This window comes from Aeromonas sp. s9 (assembly GCF_040907765.1).
Lineage (GTDB): Bacteria > Pseudomonadota > Gammaproteobacteria > Enterobacterales > Aeromonadaceae > Aeromonas > Aeromonas caviae.
In genome coordinates this window covers 14452-30282 of record NZ_JBFOCK010000070.1, presented here as the reverse complement: position 1 = coordinate 30282, position 15831 = coordinate 14452, and the positions used below count along the sequence as shown (strand labels likewise).

Here is a 15831-nt window from a genome sequence, read left to right as displayed (position 1 = left end):
GTAATGCCAGTCAGTTAAGCCTGACTGGCATTGTTTTTACTAGGTTTTCTCGTCGCATACTTCTGTGGTTTGGCTTTGATGCACCTTGGGTAACTTCGTTCTCGGCGGGCGGGTAACTTGAACTGCTCTGCCTGTTTGTCCAACTCAGCGACACGCCCTGGAACCATGCCCGGTGACACAAACGGCAGGCAACTGAGTTCATGCAGCAGATACACCGATGCCATGTGAAAGCTCAACTGGCTGGCCGTATAGCCCTTTAAGCTCGCCGCCATCCTAACCATCTGATATCTCAGTAGGTTATAGGCCAATACCAAGCCCCATAGCTCCTGCCTTACTCCATCGGGTTTCTTGCTGCGCAGCGTCAGCCGGTGCTGTTGCAGGCTATGTTTCATCTCCCGATAGCCCAGCTCGATTTCCCAGCGATTCTGGTATAGCTCCATCAACTCGCTGGCCGGGAAGCGCAGCGGGTCGGTGAGCGAGGTCAGCACCTGCCGCTCCTTGCCGTTTACCGTCCGGGTCAGCAGCCGGGCTTCGAACTGCTCCGGCAACTCGCTCCACTTCTTCTTGGCCTGCGGACTGGCTCTGAGGCGTACCAGCACATCCTGCCGCCCCAGCTTGCGGATGACCTCGTATTGAGCCCCCTTTTTCAGCGGAATAAGCCAGTGACGCGCTACGCCCTGGCGTTGCCAGGCATGGAGTAACCCCAGTGAGTAGAAGCCCTTATCGAACAGGGTCAGGCTATTATCGGGTGTTTTTTCAATCAGTTGCTCTGCCAACACCATCTCGTTTACCGCACAGGAGTCCATCACTGTCTGGGTCAGCAGATGACTGGTCAGCTCCATCTGACACAACATGCGGACCTGGGGATATTGCGTCTCCCCCTGGACGGTTTTCGACTTGGCAAAGGCGCCGGCATTGTCCGGAGTATCGGGCGTGCGCCAGACCACCCCGTCCACGGCCAGCAGCTGCAAGCCGGCCCAGGTGGGGTGCTGACACAGCTGATGCCAGAGTGTGGCGGTCTGCTGGAACACCTGTCGAACGGCTTGGTCAGCCAGTTTTTGGCGCGCCTGGATGAAGGCGCTGGGGACGACAAACGGCCGGTCGCCGGGTAACAGGATATCGAGCTGGTTGGCCAGCTGGGCCATAGGGACATGACGAAACAAGGACATCCCGATAATGGCCCATAGCACCCGCTCCATGGGCATGCGCCGTCGGCGCAAGGAGACGGAGCCCGTCTCGGCCAAGCAAGCCTGCACCAGTTCAGGTGACAGCAGGTCAGACAGGGACTCAAACTTTCCGGGAGGACAGGCGTGAATGAAGTCGAGAGCTTGGTCGATACGCATAAAAAAATCCGAAACCCAACAAGGAGTTTCGGATTCTTACACAGCCTGAGGATCGGTCAATGGATCCTTAACTGATCGGCATTACGCCAATCTGGCGGGGCTTTTTTTGTCCTGGTAGACGCTATTCACCGTAGAGGCGGATCTCCAGCACATGGGTGATGGCCTCGCCGCTCCAGTGGTACTCCAGATGACGGGCGTGGTCCACCCGGCTGACCAGACGGGGGCGATAGAGCACGTGACAGTCGTGACCGGGGTGGCGCACCGAGCGGTAGTGGATGCCGTCCGCCCCGGCGACCTTCTGCTCCCGGGCGAAGGCCTGGGCGGGGCCGTAATCGGTGGCGTGATAGAGGGGGCCTGGCAGATACGCCGGGCCCGTGATGTCGATGAGGCTGGCGCTGAACTGAGCCTGGATCACCCGCATCTGCACCTTCTGGGCTGGCTCCCGGGTGTACCCGAAGATCCGCTCCCTGTGGTAGACCGTCTCCTTGATGCCGGTGTCGAGGGAGGGGGCACAATAGTAGCCGCCAAAGTCCCCCGTGGTGAACCGGCCACCCTCGGGATTGAGGTGGGTGAAGGCGGCCATCACATAGCTGCCGCCGGGCAGCCCCACCAGCCAGTCTTCCCTGGGCACCCGCATCAGCTCGCCCGCCTCTTCCCTCAGCCTGTCGTTGGTCAGGGCCTCGACGGCCCAGACCGCCTCCAGCTCATCGGCGGTAGCGACGTCTTCATAGAGGCAGATGGGGGGAAAGCGGCTCGGAATGATGCGATAGGCGCAGGCATTGTGGAAGGTGCGCAAGGGCGGGGAGGACATCAGGCCATCTCCCCGCGCCAGGCGTGCAGCCGGGTGGCCACTTCGTAAAGATCTGCCACCCGCCCACCCTGCATGACCTCCATCGCGCTGCGCCCGGCGAAGAAGGGGTGGCTGTTGGGCTTGCGCACCCAGCCATAGATGCTCTCATCCAGGCTGAACAGCAGCCGCAGGCTCTTGTGGATGTTGAGTAGATAGCTCATCCGCTCCTGGAGATCGGCGCTCAGCCGAATGCCGCCGCTGGCCTCCTTGTACTTGTTCAGGGTGGAGCGGGAGGTAATGCCAAGCAGCCTGAGCTGTTCATCCGTGCTGCACTGCCATTTGTCCAGGATGCGAAACACCACGGGCAGGGCCTTGCTGGGATCGACGGCGGGCTGTTGCCGGGGAAGAGATGCGGTGGCGGCCATGTTGCCTCCCGGGTTGGCGTGCCAGACGGGCACGGGATCATGGGTTGTCTGCTAAGCAGTGTAGGACAGGGGCGCAGTCATGTACACATCTATACATGGTTGCACTCAAATGTTCATTATTGGATGGGCTTCGCGAGGAGGGGCGCGAGTCGGCCAAGTGAGCCCGTGCCAATGAAACGCCCCGCCAACTGGGTTGGCGGGGCGTGTCTCTTTGCGGCGTTTCTGCTTGTCGGGTCGGGGAAATCAGAGGGCGGGCAGCAATCCCATGCTGACGCTTATCTGCACCCCGACGATCAGTACCCCCATGGCGCCGGCAAGGCCCAGGGCCAGCACGCCGCCCGGGGCGCGGTAGTGATGCGCCTCGGCCTGCTTGCGGCTCTGCCACACCAGGGCCACCGGTAGCAGCACCGCCAGCACCGCCAGCGCAATGGCGGCGTAACCCAGCGCCATGATGAAGCCTTGCGGGAAGTAGAGGGCGAACAGCAGGGGCGGCACGAAGGTGATGAGACCGGTCTGGGTGCGGCCCTGCCAGTTGTCCTTGCGACGGGTCACCTTGGCCATGAAGTCGAACAGTCCCAGGGTCACCCCGAGGAAGGAGGTGGCGAGCGCGAGATCCGCAAACAGATGCATCGCCTGGTTGAAGGCGGGCCAGCTCACCAGGCCGCCGACGTTGGCCAGCAGGCTGTCCAGGGCGCCGCCGGTCTGGATCAGGGATTGCTGGCCCAGCAGCCCCAGGATGGCGACCTGCCACAGCACGTAGAGCACGAGCGGCAAGGCGGAGCCCCACACGAAGACCCGGCGCAACTGCCTGGGGTTGTCCCCGAGGTAGAGCATGACACTCGGGATGGAGCCGTGGAAGCCGAAGGAGGTGAAGATGACCGGCAGGCCCGCCAGCAGCAAGCCTTCCCCGAGGGGCATGGAGAGCAGGTGCTGCCCCTGGGCGCGGGGCAGCAGCAGCGCCAGCACCGCCACCATGATCACCAGCTTCACGGTGAACATCAGGCGGTTGAGGTAATCCACCTCCCTGGTGCCGACGCACACCATGCCGCCAAACAGCAGGGTAAAGACCCAGGCCGCCTGCTCCTGGCCGAGGGGCAGGCCGGCATCGGCCAGTGCCTGGGCCAGCAGGCTGCTGCCGCCGCTGATGTAGGCGGAGGCCAGGGCGTAGAACAGCATCAGGATGCAGAAGGAGGCGATGCCCTTGCCCCAGGGGCCGAGCAGGTGATCCGCCAGCTGGTGCAGGTACCACTTGCCGGTGCTGAGGCTGGCTTCCACCTGCAGCATGGCGGTGAAGGCCATCAGGGCCCAGAGGCCGATCATCAGCATCAGGGTGGCGGGGCCGCCCAGGGACGAGGAGGCCAGCGGCAGGGCCAGCATGCCGGCGCCTATGGTGGTGCCGGCAATCAACAGGGTACAACCCAGGGTCTTGGTATTCATGTCATCCATCCGAAAGTGAGGGGCGCTGTTGCAAACAAGAGAGAGCCAGTTGGCTGTGTCGGGAGACGCCTCCGGGGAAAAGCCGGAGGCTAGCAATATCGGTGTGGATACATCTGTACCTGAAATCTGTCAGTTGTAAAAATTGGTTGCCAAGTTAGCGGATTGAAATGGCGGAAACAACCCCTTAAAAGCGGATTTTGTGCTGTAGCAAGCCGAAGGGTGGCAATAAAAAGTGACACATTGCGCCATGCGCCGAAAAAACGCCCCCTCAGGGGGAGGCTGCCCGTCAGGCTGCGTCGCGGGTCGACATCGAGAGCTCCCGCGTTGGCGGCAACAGGGCTTGCAGAGGGTAACACGGGGCCCTGGTGGTGCGACTGGCCCGATATAAGCAAACATCGGGTCATACTCCCAAAAGCCATCATTTTCACTTATAGCGAGCCGAGGCGCCGATAAACGTGACCTGGCGCGGGGTTGCCGCCCGGCAGATCACCTCAAAGCCAGAAGGCGAAGGGCAAAAGCTGAGACAACAGGGGAGAACACAAGCAGGTGTGGGGGAGGAGGCTCAGGGGCTGGCACTGCGGGCCGCCCCCGGGGTGGTGCGTCGTTGCCGGGTCAGCGGCGGCGTTTGAGGGTACGGCTCACATAGTGCAGGCCGCTCTGGTAGTCGCCATTGACCGCCTTGAGGGCCAGCGTCAGGGCCTGGCTTGCCAGGGCGTCGTGCTGCTGGGGCAGGGAGTTGATGCCAAAGGGGAGGAAATCGAGCAGGCGGTCATCCCCGAAGGTAGCCATGGCGAGCTGGCTCATGTCGGCCTCCTGCTCCAGCAGGTAGTCGAGCACCCCCTCCATCAGGATGTAGGAGGTGGTGATCAGCGCCTCGGGCAGTTGGCCGAGCTGCTGATGGAGCGTCTTGATCAGGCGATACCCTTCGGTGCGCGAGAAGTGGGCCCCTTCACACAGGTGGCGGGTCGCACTGTGACTGGCAATCGCCTGTTCGAAGCCCGCTTTTCGCTCCTGACTGATCGTCAGTTCCGGCAGTGCAGTGATCAAGGCGATATGACCGATGGCCGGGGTGAGCAGGGAGGCGGTGAGGTCCAGGCTCGCCTTCTGGTTTTCACTCGCCACGGTGACGAAGTGCTCGGTGGCCATGGCACGGTCGATGGCGAGGATCTGCACGCCCCTGGACTGCTGCTCCAGGTAGAAGGGATCCGCCGGGGGGAGACAGCTTGCCACCAGGAGCGCGTCCACATGGCGGCTCACCAGCATCCGGGCCAGCTCCTTTTCGGTGTCCGGATCGTCCTCCGAGCAGACGATGAGCAACTGATATCCCTGGGTGCGGGCCCCTTGCTCCAGGCGCTTGGCGAGCTTGGCGTAACTGGCGTTTTCGAGGTCGGGCAGGATGAAGCCGAGGGTGCGGGTCTGGCCGCCGCGCAGGGAAGCGGCGCGGCTGTCCGGCTGATAGTTGTGGGCATGGACCACGGCCATCACCTTGTCGCGGGTTGCCTGGCTGATGCGGTATTGATCGGCCTTGCCATTGATCACATAGCTGGCGGTGGTGCGAGAGACACCGGCCAGCGCGGCGATTTCATCCAGTTTCATCATGTTGGCTCTGTTTGAGTTGCAAGGCCCGCGCCGGTTCCTGGTTGGGGCACCGAAAAGTGTGCGCGGGATCATATCATTGAAACGTACTTTCTGCGGGATCTTGAACAATACGCTGAAACGATTCAGTCTGAGTGTAAGTGAAACGATTCAGCTTGTCAGTAACGGATGATTATCTGCACTTGGAAATGGGTTCCGGCTCACCAAAGCGAGAGATCACCGTCTATTGTCAGCAGGCAAGTTACCCGAAAATCGAGTTGAGTTGAGCCGGTACGCCGCGAGGTGAAGCCGGACCTGATGGAGAATCTCTATGTTGAAGTTGGCGCGACAGCAAATCCTGCTGGGACAATCGGTGACGACCAAGGCGGACGCCATCGCCCTGCTGGCAAGCAAACTGACCGACGCCGGTCTGGTTGAAGCAGGTTACGTGGACGGCATGCTGGCGCGGGAAGCGCAGCACGCCACCTATCTTGGCAGCGGTATCGCCATTCCCCACGGCACCACGGACACCCGTCATCTGGTGAAGAGCACCGGCGTCATGGTGGCCCAGTTCCCCCACGGAATCGAGTGGGACGAGGGGCAGATTGCCTACGTCGCCATCGGCATCGCCGCCAAGTCCGACGAGCACCTGGGGATCTTGCGCCAGCTCACCCACGTGCTGGGTGACGAGCAGGCCGCAGCCCAGCTCAAGGGGGCGACCGACGAAGAGACCATCATCAATATCCTGACTGGCGCGACTGGCGCCAAAGAGGTGCAATACCTGACCCTGGCGGACTTCCCGGCCGACGACCAGGACCAGTTGCTGCTGGGGGCTGCGGCCCGCGCCAAATCCGCAGGCTGGGGAGACGCAGCCATGGTGAGCGCCCTCCTGGCCAGTCAGCCTGTTCACCTGGGGGAGGGCATCTGGCTGGCCCGTGCGCAAGCGGCCCAGACCGGTTGGGTGCTGGCCACCCCGAGCACCCCGCTGAACGTCGGTGAATTGCCGGTCAGCGCCCTGCTGCTGCTGTGTGCCGCAGATAGCGGCCATTTGCCGCAACTCGAGAATCTGGCCAAGCTGGCCGCAGCCGGCCAGCTGGCCACCCTCTCTGGCAGCGACGGTCTTGCCATGTTGCAGGCGGGTCCGGCGAGCGGGCTTTCCGAGACCTTCACCATCATCAACCCTCACGGTCTGCACGCCCGTCCGGGCGCCATGCTGGTCAAGGTGGCCAAGGAGTATGAATCCGACATCCGCGTCGCCAACCTCGATGGCAGCGGTGAAGCCGTCTCTGCCAAGAGCCTGATGAAGGTGATCGGGCTTGGGGTCAAGTGCGGTCATCGTCTGGCGTTTCGCGCCGAAGGAGCGGATGCCGAAGCAGCCCTCAAGGGCATTGGCGAAGCCATTGCCGCCGGCTTGGGCGAGGGGGCGCACTGATGGACATCGTCACCATCACCCTCAACCCCGCGCTCGATCTCACCACCCGTCTGGAGGCCATGCACCCTGGCGAGGTCAATCTGGTGAGCGAGGCCAACTTGCGCGCCGCGGGCAAGGGGATCAACGTCGCCATGGTCTTGAAAGATCTCGGCCGTGACGTAGGCCTGACCGGCTGGCTCGGTGAGGGCAACCAGCAGAGCTTCGTCTCCCTGTTCGAGGAACGTGCCCTTGCCGATCACTTCGTGCGCGTGGCGGGCGACACCCGGATCAACGTCAAGATCTCCGAACAATCCGGCCGGGTGACCGATCTCAATCTGCCGGGACTCGCCGTGCAGGAAGGCGATGTCAGCGCCCTGGAAGCGGCGCTGGAGCGACTGGCTCCCCACACCGACTGGTTCGTGCTGGCGGGCAGCCTGCCCAAAGGGGTGTCCCCCGATTACTGTGGCCATCTGATCCGCCTGCTCAAGGCCAAGGGCAAGCAGGTGATCTTCGATTGCAGCGGCGCGGCGTTGAGCGAAGGGATCAAGGCGGCGCCGACCCTGGTCAAACCCAACCTGGAAGAGCTGAGCCAGTGGGCCGGTCGTCCCGTGAAGACCCTGAGCGAGCAGGCCGAGTGCGCCCGCGCGCTGCAGGCAAGCGGGATCCCCAACGTGGTGATCTCCAATGGTGCCGACGGCCTCATCTGGTTTGCACCGGATGCCACCTGGCAGGCGATTCCGCCGCGCATGGAGGTGGTCAGCACCGTGGGTGCCGGCGACTCCCTGGTGGCGGGCCTGGTCCATGGCATGAGCCTGGACTGGACGCCGGAGCAGACCCTGCGTCTGGCCACCGCCGTCTCGGCACTGGCGGTGAGCCAGGTCGCGGTCGGCTTCAACGATATCAATGTGCTCAAACCGTTACTCGAGCAGGTGCGCGTACAGCGTCTGGATGATCTGGCACCGACTCAACCCCAACCCCATTTGATGGCTAACTCAGGAGATGCCCAATGAAAGCAATTCTGGTTACGGCTTGCCCGGCGGGCATTGCCACCAGCTTTCTCGCTGCAAAACGGATAGAACAGCAGGCCAAACTGGCTGGCTGGGAGCTCACCCTCGACGTCGAGTCCAGCGTGCAGCCCCGTCAGGTTCCCTCGAAAGAGCAGATTGCCGCCGCCGACCTGGTGCTGGTCGTTGCCAGCGCACCGGTGGATCTGGCCGCCTATGACGGCAAGTCGCTCTATCGGGGCGACATGGATCTAGCGCTCCAGGATCCCGCTGCCCTGCTGGACGCCGCGCGAAGCGGTGCCAGCGTCTATCGCCATGAGGCGGCACCTGCCGTTGCCAAACCGGCCAGCGGTGCCAAGCGCATCGTGGCGGTGACGGCCTGCCCGACCGGGGTGGCCCACACCTTCATGTCGGCCGAGGCCCTGGAGACCATGGCCAAGCAGCTGGGTCACCAGATCCGCGTCGAAACCCAGGGCTCGGTCGGTGCCCAGAATGCCTTGACGGCGGACGAGATTGCCGCCGCCGATCTGGTGTTCCTCGCCACTGACATCGAGGTGGACATGGCGCGCTTTGACGGCAAGCCGGTCTATCGCACCAGCACGGGGGCTGCCCTGAAGAAAACCCGGGCCGAGCTCGATAAGGCCTGGACCGAGGCGAAGGTCTATCGCCACAGCGGCGCGGCTGCGGTCAAGAAAGAGGAAAAGGCGGGCCCCTACAAGCACCTGCTGACCGGTGTCTCCTTCATGCTGCCCATGGTGGTGGCGGGGGGCCTTATCATCGCGCTCTCCTTCATCTTCGGCATTGAAGCGTTCAAGGAAGAGGGGACGCTGGCCGCGGCCCTGATGAAGATAGGTGGCGGCTCCGCCTTCGCCCTGATGATCCCGGTGCTGGCAGGCTACATCGCCTACTCCATCGCCGACCGTCCGGGTCTGGCGCCCGGCATGATCGCCGGTATGCTGGCAAGCTCGCTCGGCGCCGGTTTCCTTGGCGGCATCGTCGGCGGCTTCCTCGCCGGTTACAGCGCCAAGTTCCTGAGCGACAAGGTGCGCCTGCCGGTCACCCTGGAAGCCCTCAAGCCCATCCTCATCATTCCGCTCTTTGCCAGCCTGTTCACCGGTCTGGTGATGATCTACGTGGTGGGTGGCCCGGTGGCGGGCATCATGAACGCCATGACCGAGTTCCTCAACAACATGGGCTCTGCCAACGCCGTGCTGCTGGGTGTCATCATCGGCGCCATGATGTGCTTCGACATGGGGGGCCCGGTCAACAAGGCGGCTTATGCCTTCGGTGTCGGCCTGCTCGCCTCCAAGACCTATGCCCCCATGGCAGCGGTCATGGCCGCCGGCATGGTGCCTGCACTGGGGATGGGGATCGCGACCTTCCTGGCCAGCAGAAAGTTCATCAAGGCGGAGCAGGAAGCGGGCAAGGCCTCCTTCGTGCTGGGTCTGTGTTTCATCTCCGAGGGGGCCATCCCGTTTGCCGCCAAGGATCCCATGCGCGTCATCCCGGCCTGCATGGTGGGCGGCGCCCTGACCGGTGCGCTCTCCATGCTGTTCGGCTGCGAGCTGGTGGCACCCCACGGTGGTCTGTTCGTGCTCTTCATCCCGAACGCCATCAGCCATGTGATGATGTACATCCTGGCGATCGCCGCCGGTTCTCTGGTGACCGGGGTGGCCTACGCCATGCTCAAGCGTGGCGAGGAGCAGGCCAAGCTGGCGACCGCCTGAGGACGTCACGGCGTGACACACTCTTAATGACAAGGCGGCCCTGGGGCCGCCTTTCTTGTTGAGGGGAGGGGCAACGTGGGATTTAAAAATCCCAGCCCGGCGGGGGCGGCGGATCGGCCGCCTCTGCGGCCTGCGCCTTGCGGCGGGCGGCCTCGACCCTGGCCTTGCGGCTGCGGCACAGGCGCATCACCTCCTGCTGCTGGGCAGGGGTCATGGCAAGCCAGTTGAAACGCTCCTCGCGACTTCGCAGGCATCCCTTGCAATACCCCTTGTTGTTCAGTTCGCAGACCCCGACACAGGGGCTCTGGAGCGGGAAGATTTCGAGCTGTTCCATCCATGACCTCTCACACCTTGTCACCTTGTTATAACCCAGAAGATCACGGCAGGAGAAATCCGTCGTCGGGGGCGTGAAGGCGTTTGCTTTCCCCGGGCAATTTTGGCATCTTCCCCGCCGTGCAAGACACTCGGTGTTATATGAGGACATATGAATAGACATGCGTACTGGTTGGCCGCCGCCGTGGTGGGGCTGGCCGGTTGTGCGGGCAACCCTGAACCGGTCAAGGTGCCCCAGAAGAAGGCTGAATCCGGATGTTTTCTGAACTGCGAGATCCCTGTGAATCTGGGCAAGCAGTATCTGGATGGTGCCCTGCCGGGGGATCTGGTGCGGGTAGAGCGGGTCAACAGCCGCGCCCGCGCCGATTACAGCAAGTTCGGTCCCCAGAGCCGGATGGTGATGGAACGCTCCGGCCGCATGGCGAACCGCTATGGGGAGCTCTACCGTCAGCTCTCACGCTGGGTCGCCAATGGGGGCAATCCCGCCCATATCACCCAGTACGGCATCAGCCTGGCGCAGCTTGGCGGTGCCGACCGCATGGGCAACGTGCTCTTCACCGGTTACTACTCGCCGGTGCTGGAGGTGCGCCATCGCCCGGACGCCCAGTACAAGTATCCCATCTATGCCATGCCCAACTGCGGCGGTCGCTGCCCGAGCCGGGCCGAGATCCACCGGGGGGCGCTGGCCAACCGGGGGCTGGAGCTGGGCTACAGCAAGTCCCTCATCGACAACTTCCTGATGGACGTGCAGGGTTCCGGCTTCGTTCACTACGGCGATGACGACCGGTTGCAGTACCTTGGTTACAGCGGCAAGAACGGCCACGGCTATGTCAGCATTGGCCGGGTGCTCATCGACCGTGGCGAAGTGCCCAAGGAGCAGATGTCCATGAAGGCCATCAAGGAGTGGGCCAATCGTCAGCCGGAAGAGAGCGTGAAGGAGCTGGTGGAGCAGAACCCCTCCTATGTCTTCTTCGAGCGCCGTCCCACCAATGACGTGGTGGGGGCCGCCGGCATTCCGCTCTTGCCCATGGCGGCGGTGGCTGCCGACAAGACCCTGCTGCCGATGGGCACCCCCATCCTCGCGGAAGTACCGCTGCTGGACAAAGCAGGCAACTGGACCGGCAAGCACCAGCTGCGCCTGCTGATTGCGCTGGATGTGGGGGGCGCGGTGAAGAAGGGCCACCTCGATCTCTACCACGGCATGGGGGAGAAAGCCGGTGTCGCGGCCGGTCATTACAAGCACTTTGGCCGGGTCTGGAAGCTGGGTCTGCACCACGGGCCGACTGCCGCCCCCTGGTTGTAACGCAAGAGGGTCATGGCCCCTCATTTCCCTCAAGAGACGGGACATTCCCATGAAAAAAGCCGCCGGAGCAATCCGGCGGCTTTTTGTTTGCGGGGCAGATCTGGCGACAAGGGCCGTCAGCCCTTTCGGATATCGAGCTTGATGGCGCCCACCGGCTGGCAGCAGCAGGGGAGGCACTCCCCCTGGGAGACAAAGGCGAGCGGGACGGCGGCGTAGTGCACCTTGCCCGCCAGCAGCGGGGTACGGCAGGCGCCGCAATAGCCGCTGCGGCACTGGAACTCCACATGATGACCGTGGCGCTCCAGGGTCTCCAGCACGCTTTCGCCGGGATGGGGGTGCAGCACACCGTCCAGGGTCTGTACCTGGGGGGCTTGCCCCTCCGGCGCCGTGGTGGCGGTATGCAGGGGGGCGTTCAGGGTGGCGGTGGCGTCACTCACGGACGTCTCTCTCCCGCATCATGGTCTGCCAGCAGAGGTCGCCTTGCATCACAGCTCGAAGTCACCCAGATCGTCGGCGTGCACTTCACTGTCGATCTGACCCACCAGATAGGAGCTTACTTCCACTTCCTGGGGCGCCACCTGCACGTTGTCGGAGGAGAGCCAGGTGTTGATCCAGGGGATGGGGTTCTGCTTGGTGCCGGCAAAGGCCGGTTGCAGGCCGACGGCCGCCATGCGCAGGTTGGTGATGTATTCCACGTACTGGCAGAGGATGTCCTTGTTCAGGCCGATCATGGAGCCGTCCTGGAACAGGTACTCGGCCCACTCCTTCTCCTGCAGGGCTGCTTCCTTGAACAGCTCGAAGCAGGCCTGCTCGCACTCGACGGCGATCTCCGCCATGTCGGGGTCGTCGTTGCCGCTGCGCATCAGGTTCAGCATGTGCTGGGTGCCGGTCAGGTGCAGCGCTTCGTCACGGGCGATCATCTTGATGATCTTGGCATTGCCCTCCATCAGCTCGCGCTCGGCGAAGGCGAAGGAGCAGGCGAAGCTCACGTAGAAGCGGATTGCTTCGAGGGCATTGACGCTCATCAGGCACAGGTAGAGCTTCTTCTTGAGCTCCCGCAGGCTGATGGTGACTTCGCGATCCCCGATCCGGTGGGTCCCCTCACCGTGCAGGTGATAGACGGAGGTGGCCTCGATGAGATCGTCATAGAAGTGGCTGATGGAGCCTGCGCGCTTCAAGATCTGCTCGTTGGTCACGATGTCGTCGAACACCTGGCCCGGGTTGTTGACGATGTTGCGGATGATGTGGGTGTAGGAGCGAGAGTGGATGGTCTCGGAGAAGGCCCAGGTCTCGATCCAGGTCTCCAGCTCCGGGATGGAAACCAGGGGCAGCAGGGCCACGTTGGGGCTGCGGCCCTGAATGGAATCCAGCAGGGTCTGGTACTTCAGGTTGGAGATGAAGATGTGCTGCTCGTGGGGCGGCAGAGCCTGGAAGTCGATGCGGTCGTGGGAGACGTCCACCTCTTCCGGGCGCCAGAAGAAGGAGAGCTGCTTCTCGATCAGCCGCTCGAAGATGTCGTGCTTTTGCTGATCATAACGGGCCACGTTGACCGACTGGCCGAAGAACATCGGCTCCTTGAGCTGATCGTTTTGGGTCTGGCAAAAAGTAGAGTAAGCCATGGTTCGAATGCCGTGAAATAGGGAAAACAGGAGGGCGGGAGCTTGATGCTCCCGCCCGGTTTATCAGTGCGTTTCGCGGTTAGATCTTGCAAGCCCCGCCAGCGCAGCCGTCATCTTGCAGATCGGTCTGGGTGTCGTCGGCACCATCACGGGTGTTGTGATAGTAGAGGGTCTTGAGACCGTATTTGTAGGCGGTCAGCAAGTCTTTGAGCAACTGCTTCATCGGCACCTTGTTGCCTTCGAAGCGGGCCGGGTCGTAGTTGGTGTTGGCGGAGATCGCTTGATCCACGAACTTCTGCATGATGCCGACCAGCTGCAGGTAACCGTCGACGCTCGGCTGTTTCCACAGCAGTTCGTACTGATCCTTCAGGCGGTGGTACTCCGGCACCACCTGCTTGAGGATGCCGTCCTTGGAGGCTTTCACCGACACCAGGCCGCGGGGCGGCTCGATGCCGTTGGTGGCGTTGGAGATTTGGCTGGAGGTCTCGCTCGGCATCAGGGCGGTCAGGGTGGAGTTGCGCAGACCCACGGTCTTGATCTCTTCGCGCAAGGTTTCCCAGTCCAGGTGCAGGGGTTCATTGCACAGGGTGTCCAGATCCTTTTTATAGGTATCGATGGGCAGGATACCCTGGGCATAGGTGGTCTCGTTGAAGGCCGGGCAGGGGCCGAACTCGCGGGCCAGTTGCACGGAGGCTTTCAGCAGGTAGTACTGGATCGCCTCGAAGGTGCGGTGGGTCAGGGCCAGACCGGAACCGTCGGAGTAGCGGGCACCGTTTTTCGCCAGGTAGTAGGCGTAGTTGATGACGCCGATCCCCAGGGTGCGGCGGTTCATGCTGCCCTTCTTGGCGGCCTTGAGCGGGTAGTCCTGATAGTCGAGCAGGGCGTCCAGAGCGCGCACGGCCAGCTCGGCCATCTCTTCCAGATCTTCCAGCTTCTCGATGGCGCCCAGGTTAAAGGCGGAGAGAGTGCACAGGGCAATCTCGCCGTCCTCGTCATCCACGTTGTTGAGCGGCTTGGTGGGCAGCGCAATCTCGAGGCAGAGGTTGGACTGGCGAACCGGTGCCACGGAGGGGTCGAACGGGCTGTGGGTGTTGCAGTGATCCACGTTCTGGATGTAGATGCGACCGGTACCGGCGCGCTCCTGCATCATCAGGGAGAAGAGATCCACCGCCTTCAGGGTCTTCTTGCGAATGGCCGGATCCTGCTCGTACTTGACGTAGAGCTCTTCAAACTTGTCCTGGTCCGCGAAGAAGGCGTCATAGAGGCCAGGTGCATCGGACGGGGAGAACAAGGTGATATCGCCGCCCTTGATGAGGCGCTGGTACATCAGCTTGTTGATCTGCACGCCGTAGTCCATGTGACGGACCCGGTTCTCTTCCACGCCGCGGTTGTTCTTCAGTACCAGCAGGCTCTCCACCTCGGTGTGCCACAGAGGGTAGAAGAGGGTGGCCGCGCCGCCGCGCACGCCGCCCTGGGAGCAGCACTTCACTGCAGTCTGGAAGTATTTGTAGAAGGGGATGCAGCCGGTGTGGAAGGCTTCGCCGCCACGGATGGGGCTGCCCAGACCACGGATGCGACCGGCGTTGATGCCGATGCCGGCGCGCTGGGAAACGTAACGCACGATGGCGCTGGCGGTGGCATTGATGGAATCCAGGCTGTCGTCACACTCGATCAGCACGCAGGAGCTGAACTGGCGGGTCGGGGTGCGCACGCCGCTCATGATCGGGGTCGGCAGGGAGATCTTGAAGGTCGAGACCGCATCATAGAAGCGCTTGATGTAGTCCAGACGGGTATCTTTCGGATACTTGGAGAAGAGGCAGGCCGCTACCAGGATGTAGAGGAACTGCGGGCTCTCGTAGATCTCGCCGGTGACGCGGTTCTGTACCAGGTATTTGCCTTCGAGTTGCTTGACCGCCGCGTAGGAGAAGTCCATGTCGCGCCAGTGATCGAGGTAGCCGTTCAGCTCCTCAAATTCCGCCTGGGTGTAGTCTTCCAGCAGGTGCTTGTCGTACTTGCCCATGTCCACCAGTCTGGCGACGTGCTGATACAGGTGGGGCGGCTCGAACTGGCCGTAGGCCTTCTTGCGCAGGTGGAAGATGGCCAGACGGGCAGCCATGTACTGGTAGTCCGGGCTTTGCTCGGAGATGAGGTCAGCAGCAGCCTTGATGATGGTCTCGTGGATGTCGGCGGTACGGATACCGTCATAGAACTGGATGTGGGACTTGAGCTCCACCTGGGAGACCGACACGTTGTCGAGCTTCTCTGCAGCCCAGTCGAGCACACGGTGAATTTTATCCAGATCGATGGGTTCTTTGTGTCCGTTACGCTTCGTCACAAACAAGTTCATTGGCTGATGACCCCTTTCATTGATACCTGCCGGTATCGGTTGATTCCCGAAAAGCCATCGCACAATGGCGCAACCCGGCTCCGTCTGTCGAGGGAAACTGGGTAGGGATTGTGCGATGAATCACAAGATGTAGTGTTATTTTTAATGCGAACTACAAGATAGTGAGGTCGATGCGGTAATGCAATCTGTGGATAACGCATTAGCTGTGGATAAATTGTGGGTGTCGGGACGGGAGTTAGTGGACGCTCACAGCGAACGGGTTTTCATCCGTCCGATCCGTCAAATGCAAGTCCGGCGATCGAAGATGGAAAATTAAAATAACTTTTTTTGCTTGCGAAAGCAGGGTGTTTTTACTAGCAAATCCGGCCTGCTCATCCCTTGTGCAGTCAGGGTCAAAAGGTGTCCTGTTGCGCCGTTCGGGGGGGTGCCAAGCCCTTAAAAAGAGGGATCGTCCGGGATCCCTCTGGTGTGCTGCGGGGGAGCTGCGCGTCGGGGCAGATGCCCACATGGCCATCGG

At 62.3% G+C, this 15831-nt stretch carries 13 protein-coding genes; 4 read left to right on the top strand and 9 right to left on the bottom strand.

The features are described from left to right. Positions 1-14: 14 nt before the first annotated feature. From AB5Y54_RS14585 to cra, 5 genes are all read right to left on the bottom strand, one after another. Positions 15-1343, bottom strand: coding sequence for an IS4 family transposase (locus AB5Y54_RS14585; protein WP_010676218.1), 1329 nt, complete (start codon positions 1341-1343; stop codon positions 15-17). 121 nt (positions 1344-1464) lie between these two features. Then, a complete protein-coding gene (locus AB5Y54_RS14580; RefSeq protein ID WP_104452955.1) occupies positions 1465-2154 on the bottom strand; it encodes an RES family NAD+ phosphorylase in 690 nt (229 codons plus the stop codon). Further along, positions 2154-2558 (bottom strand): antitoxin Xre-like helix-turn-helix domain-containing protein, encoded by a 405-nt coding sequence (locus tag AB5Y54_RS14575; RefSeq protein WP_039040750.1) that lies wholly within the window; start codon positions 2556-2558, stop codon positions 2154-2156. The genes AB5Y54_RS14580 and AB5Y54_RS14575 overlap by 1 nt, the downstream gene beginning before the upstream one ends. Before the next feature lie 243 nt (positions 2559-2801). Beyond that, positions 2802-3995 (bottom strand): aromatic amino acid transport family protein, encoded by a 1194-nt coding sequence (locus tag AB5Y54_RS14570; protein ID WP_104452954.1) that lies wholly within the window; start codon positions 3993-3995, stop codon positions 2802-2804. A 612-nt stretch (positions 3996-4607) separates the two neighbouring features. Next, positions 4608-5594 (bottom strand): catabolite repressor/activator, encoded by a 987-nt coding sequence (cra, locus tag AB5Y54_RS14565; protein ID WP_010674823.1) that lies wholly within the window; start codon positions 5592-5594, stop codon positions 4608-4610. 307 nt (positions 5595-5901) lie between these two features. Here cra and fruB point away from each other — a divergent pair, with 307 nt between their 5' ends. Genes fruB through fruA form a run of 3 tightly spaced genes read left to right on the top strand, consistent with a single transcriptional unit; the run spans position 5902 to position 9712 of the window. Further along, on the top strand, positions 5902-7002 hold the full coding sequence (gene fruB / locus AB5Y54_RS14560; RefSeq protein WP_042017120.1) for a fused PTS fructose transporter subunit IIA/HPr protein: 1101 nt from the start codon (positions 5902-5904) through the stop codon (positions 7000-7002). Then, a complete protein-coding gene (gene pfkB, locus AB5Y54_RS14555; RefSeq protein ID WP_049636760.1) occupies positions 7002-7991 on the top strand; it encodes a 1-phosphofructokinase in 990 nt (329 codons plus the stop codon). The genes fruB and pfkB overlap by 1 nt, the downstream gene beginning before the upstream one ends. Then, positions 7988-9712, top strand: a complete 1725-nt coding sequence (gene fruA / locus AB5Y54_RS14550) for a PTS fructose transporter subunit IIBC (RefSeq protein WP_104452953.1) — start codon at positions 7988-7990, stop codon at positions 9710-9712. The genes pfkB and fruA overlap by 4 nt, the downstream gene beginning before the upstream one ends. An 82-nt stretch (positions 9713-9794) precedes the next feature. Here fruA and AB5Y54_RS14545 read toward each other — a convergent pair whose 3' ends face one another. Continuing rightward, positions 9795-10046, bottom strand: a complete 252-nt coding sequence (locus AB5Y54_RS14545) for a DUF1289 domain-containing protein (protein WP_039040754.1) — start codon at positions 10044-10046, stop codon at positions 9795-9797. Positions 10047-10196: 150 nt separating this feature from the next. Here AB5Y54_RS14545 and mltA point away from each other — a divergent pair, with 150 nt between their 5' ends. Then, positions 10197-11348 carry a murein transglycosylase A gene (gene mltA, locus AB5Y54_RS14540; RefSeq protein ID WP_104452952.1) on the top strand — a complete coding sequence of 384 codons (1152 nt, stop codon included), beginning with the start codon at positions 10197-10199 and terminating at the stop codon, positions 11346-11348. Between the two features lie 116 nt (positions 11349-11464). On the opposite strand, the gene yfaE is transcribed toward mltA, so the two are convergent. The 3 genes from yfaE to nrdA form a co-directional block, all read right to left on the bottom strand. Continuing rightward, complete coding sequence (yfaE, locus tag AB5Y54_RS14535; RefSeq protein ID WP_269472855.1) at positions 11465-11764, bottom strand: class I ribonucleotide reductase maintenance protein YfaE; 300 nt, start codon at positions 11762-11764, stop codon at positions 11465-11467. Positions 11765-11833: 69 nt separating this feature from the next. Further along, positions 11834-12967 carry a class Ia ribonucleoside-diphosphate reductase subunit beta gene (gene nrdB / locus AB5Y54_RS14530; RefSeq protein WP_010674816.1) on the bottom strand — a complete coding sequence of 378 codons (1134 nt, stop codon included), beginning with the start codon at positions 12965-12967 and terminating at the stop codon, positions 11834-11836. A 79-nt stretch (positions 12968-13046) separates the two neighbouring features. Further along, entirely contained in the window at positions 13047-15314 is a 2268-nt protein-coding gene (gene nrdA / locus AB5Y54_RS14525; protein WP_039040757.1) for a class 1a ribonucleoside-diphosphate reductase subunit alpha, read from the bottom strand. Between the last annotated feature and the right edge of the window lie 517 nt (positions 15315-15831).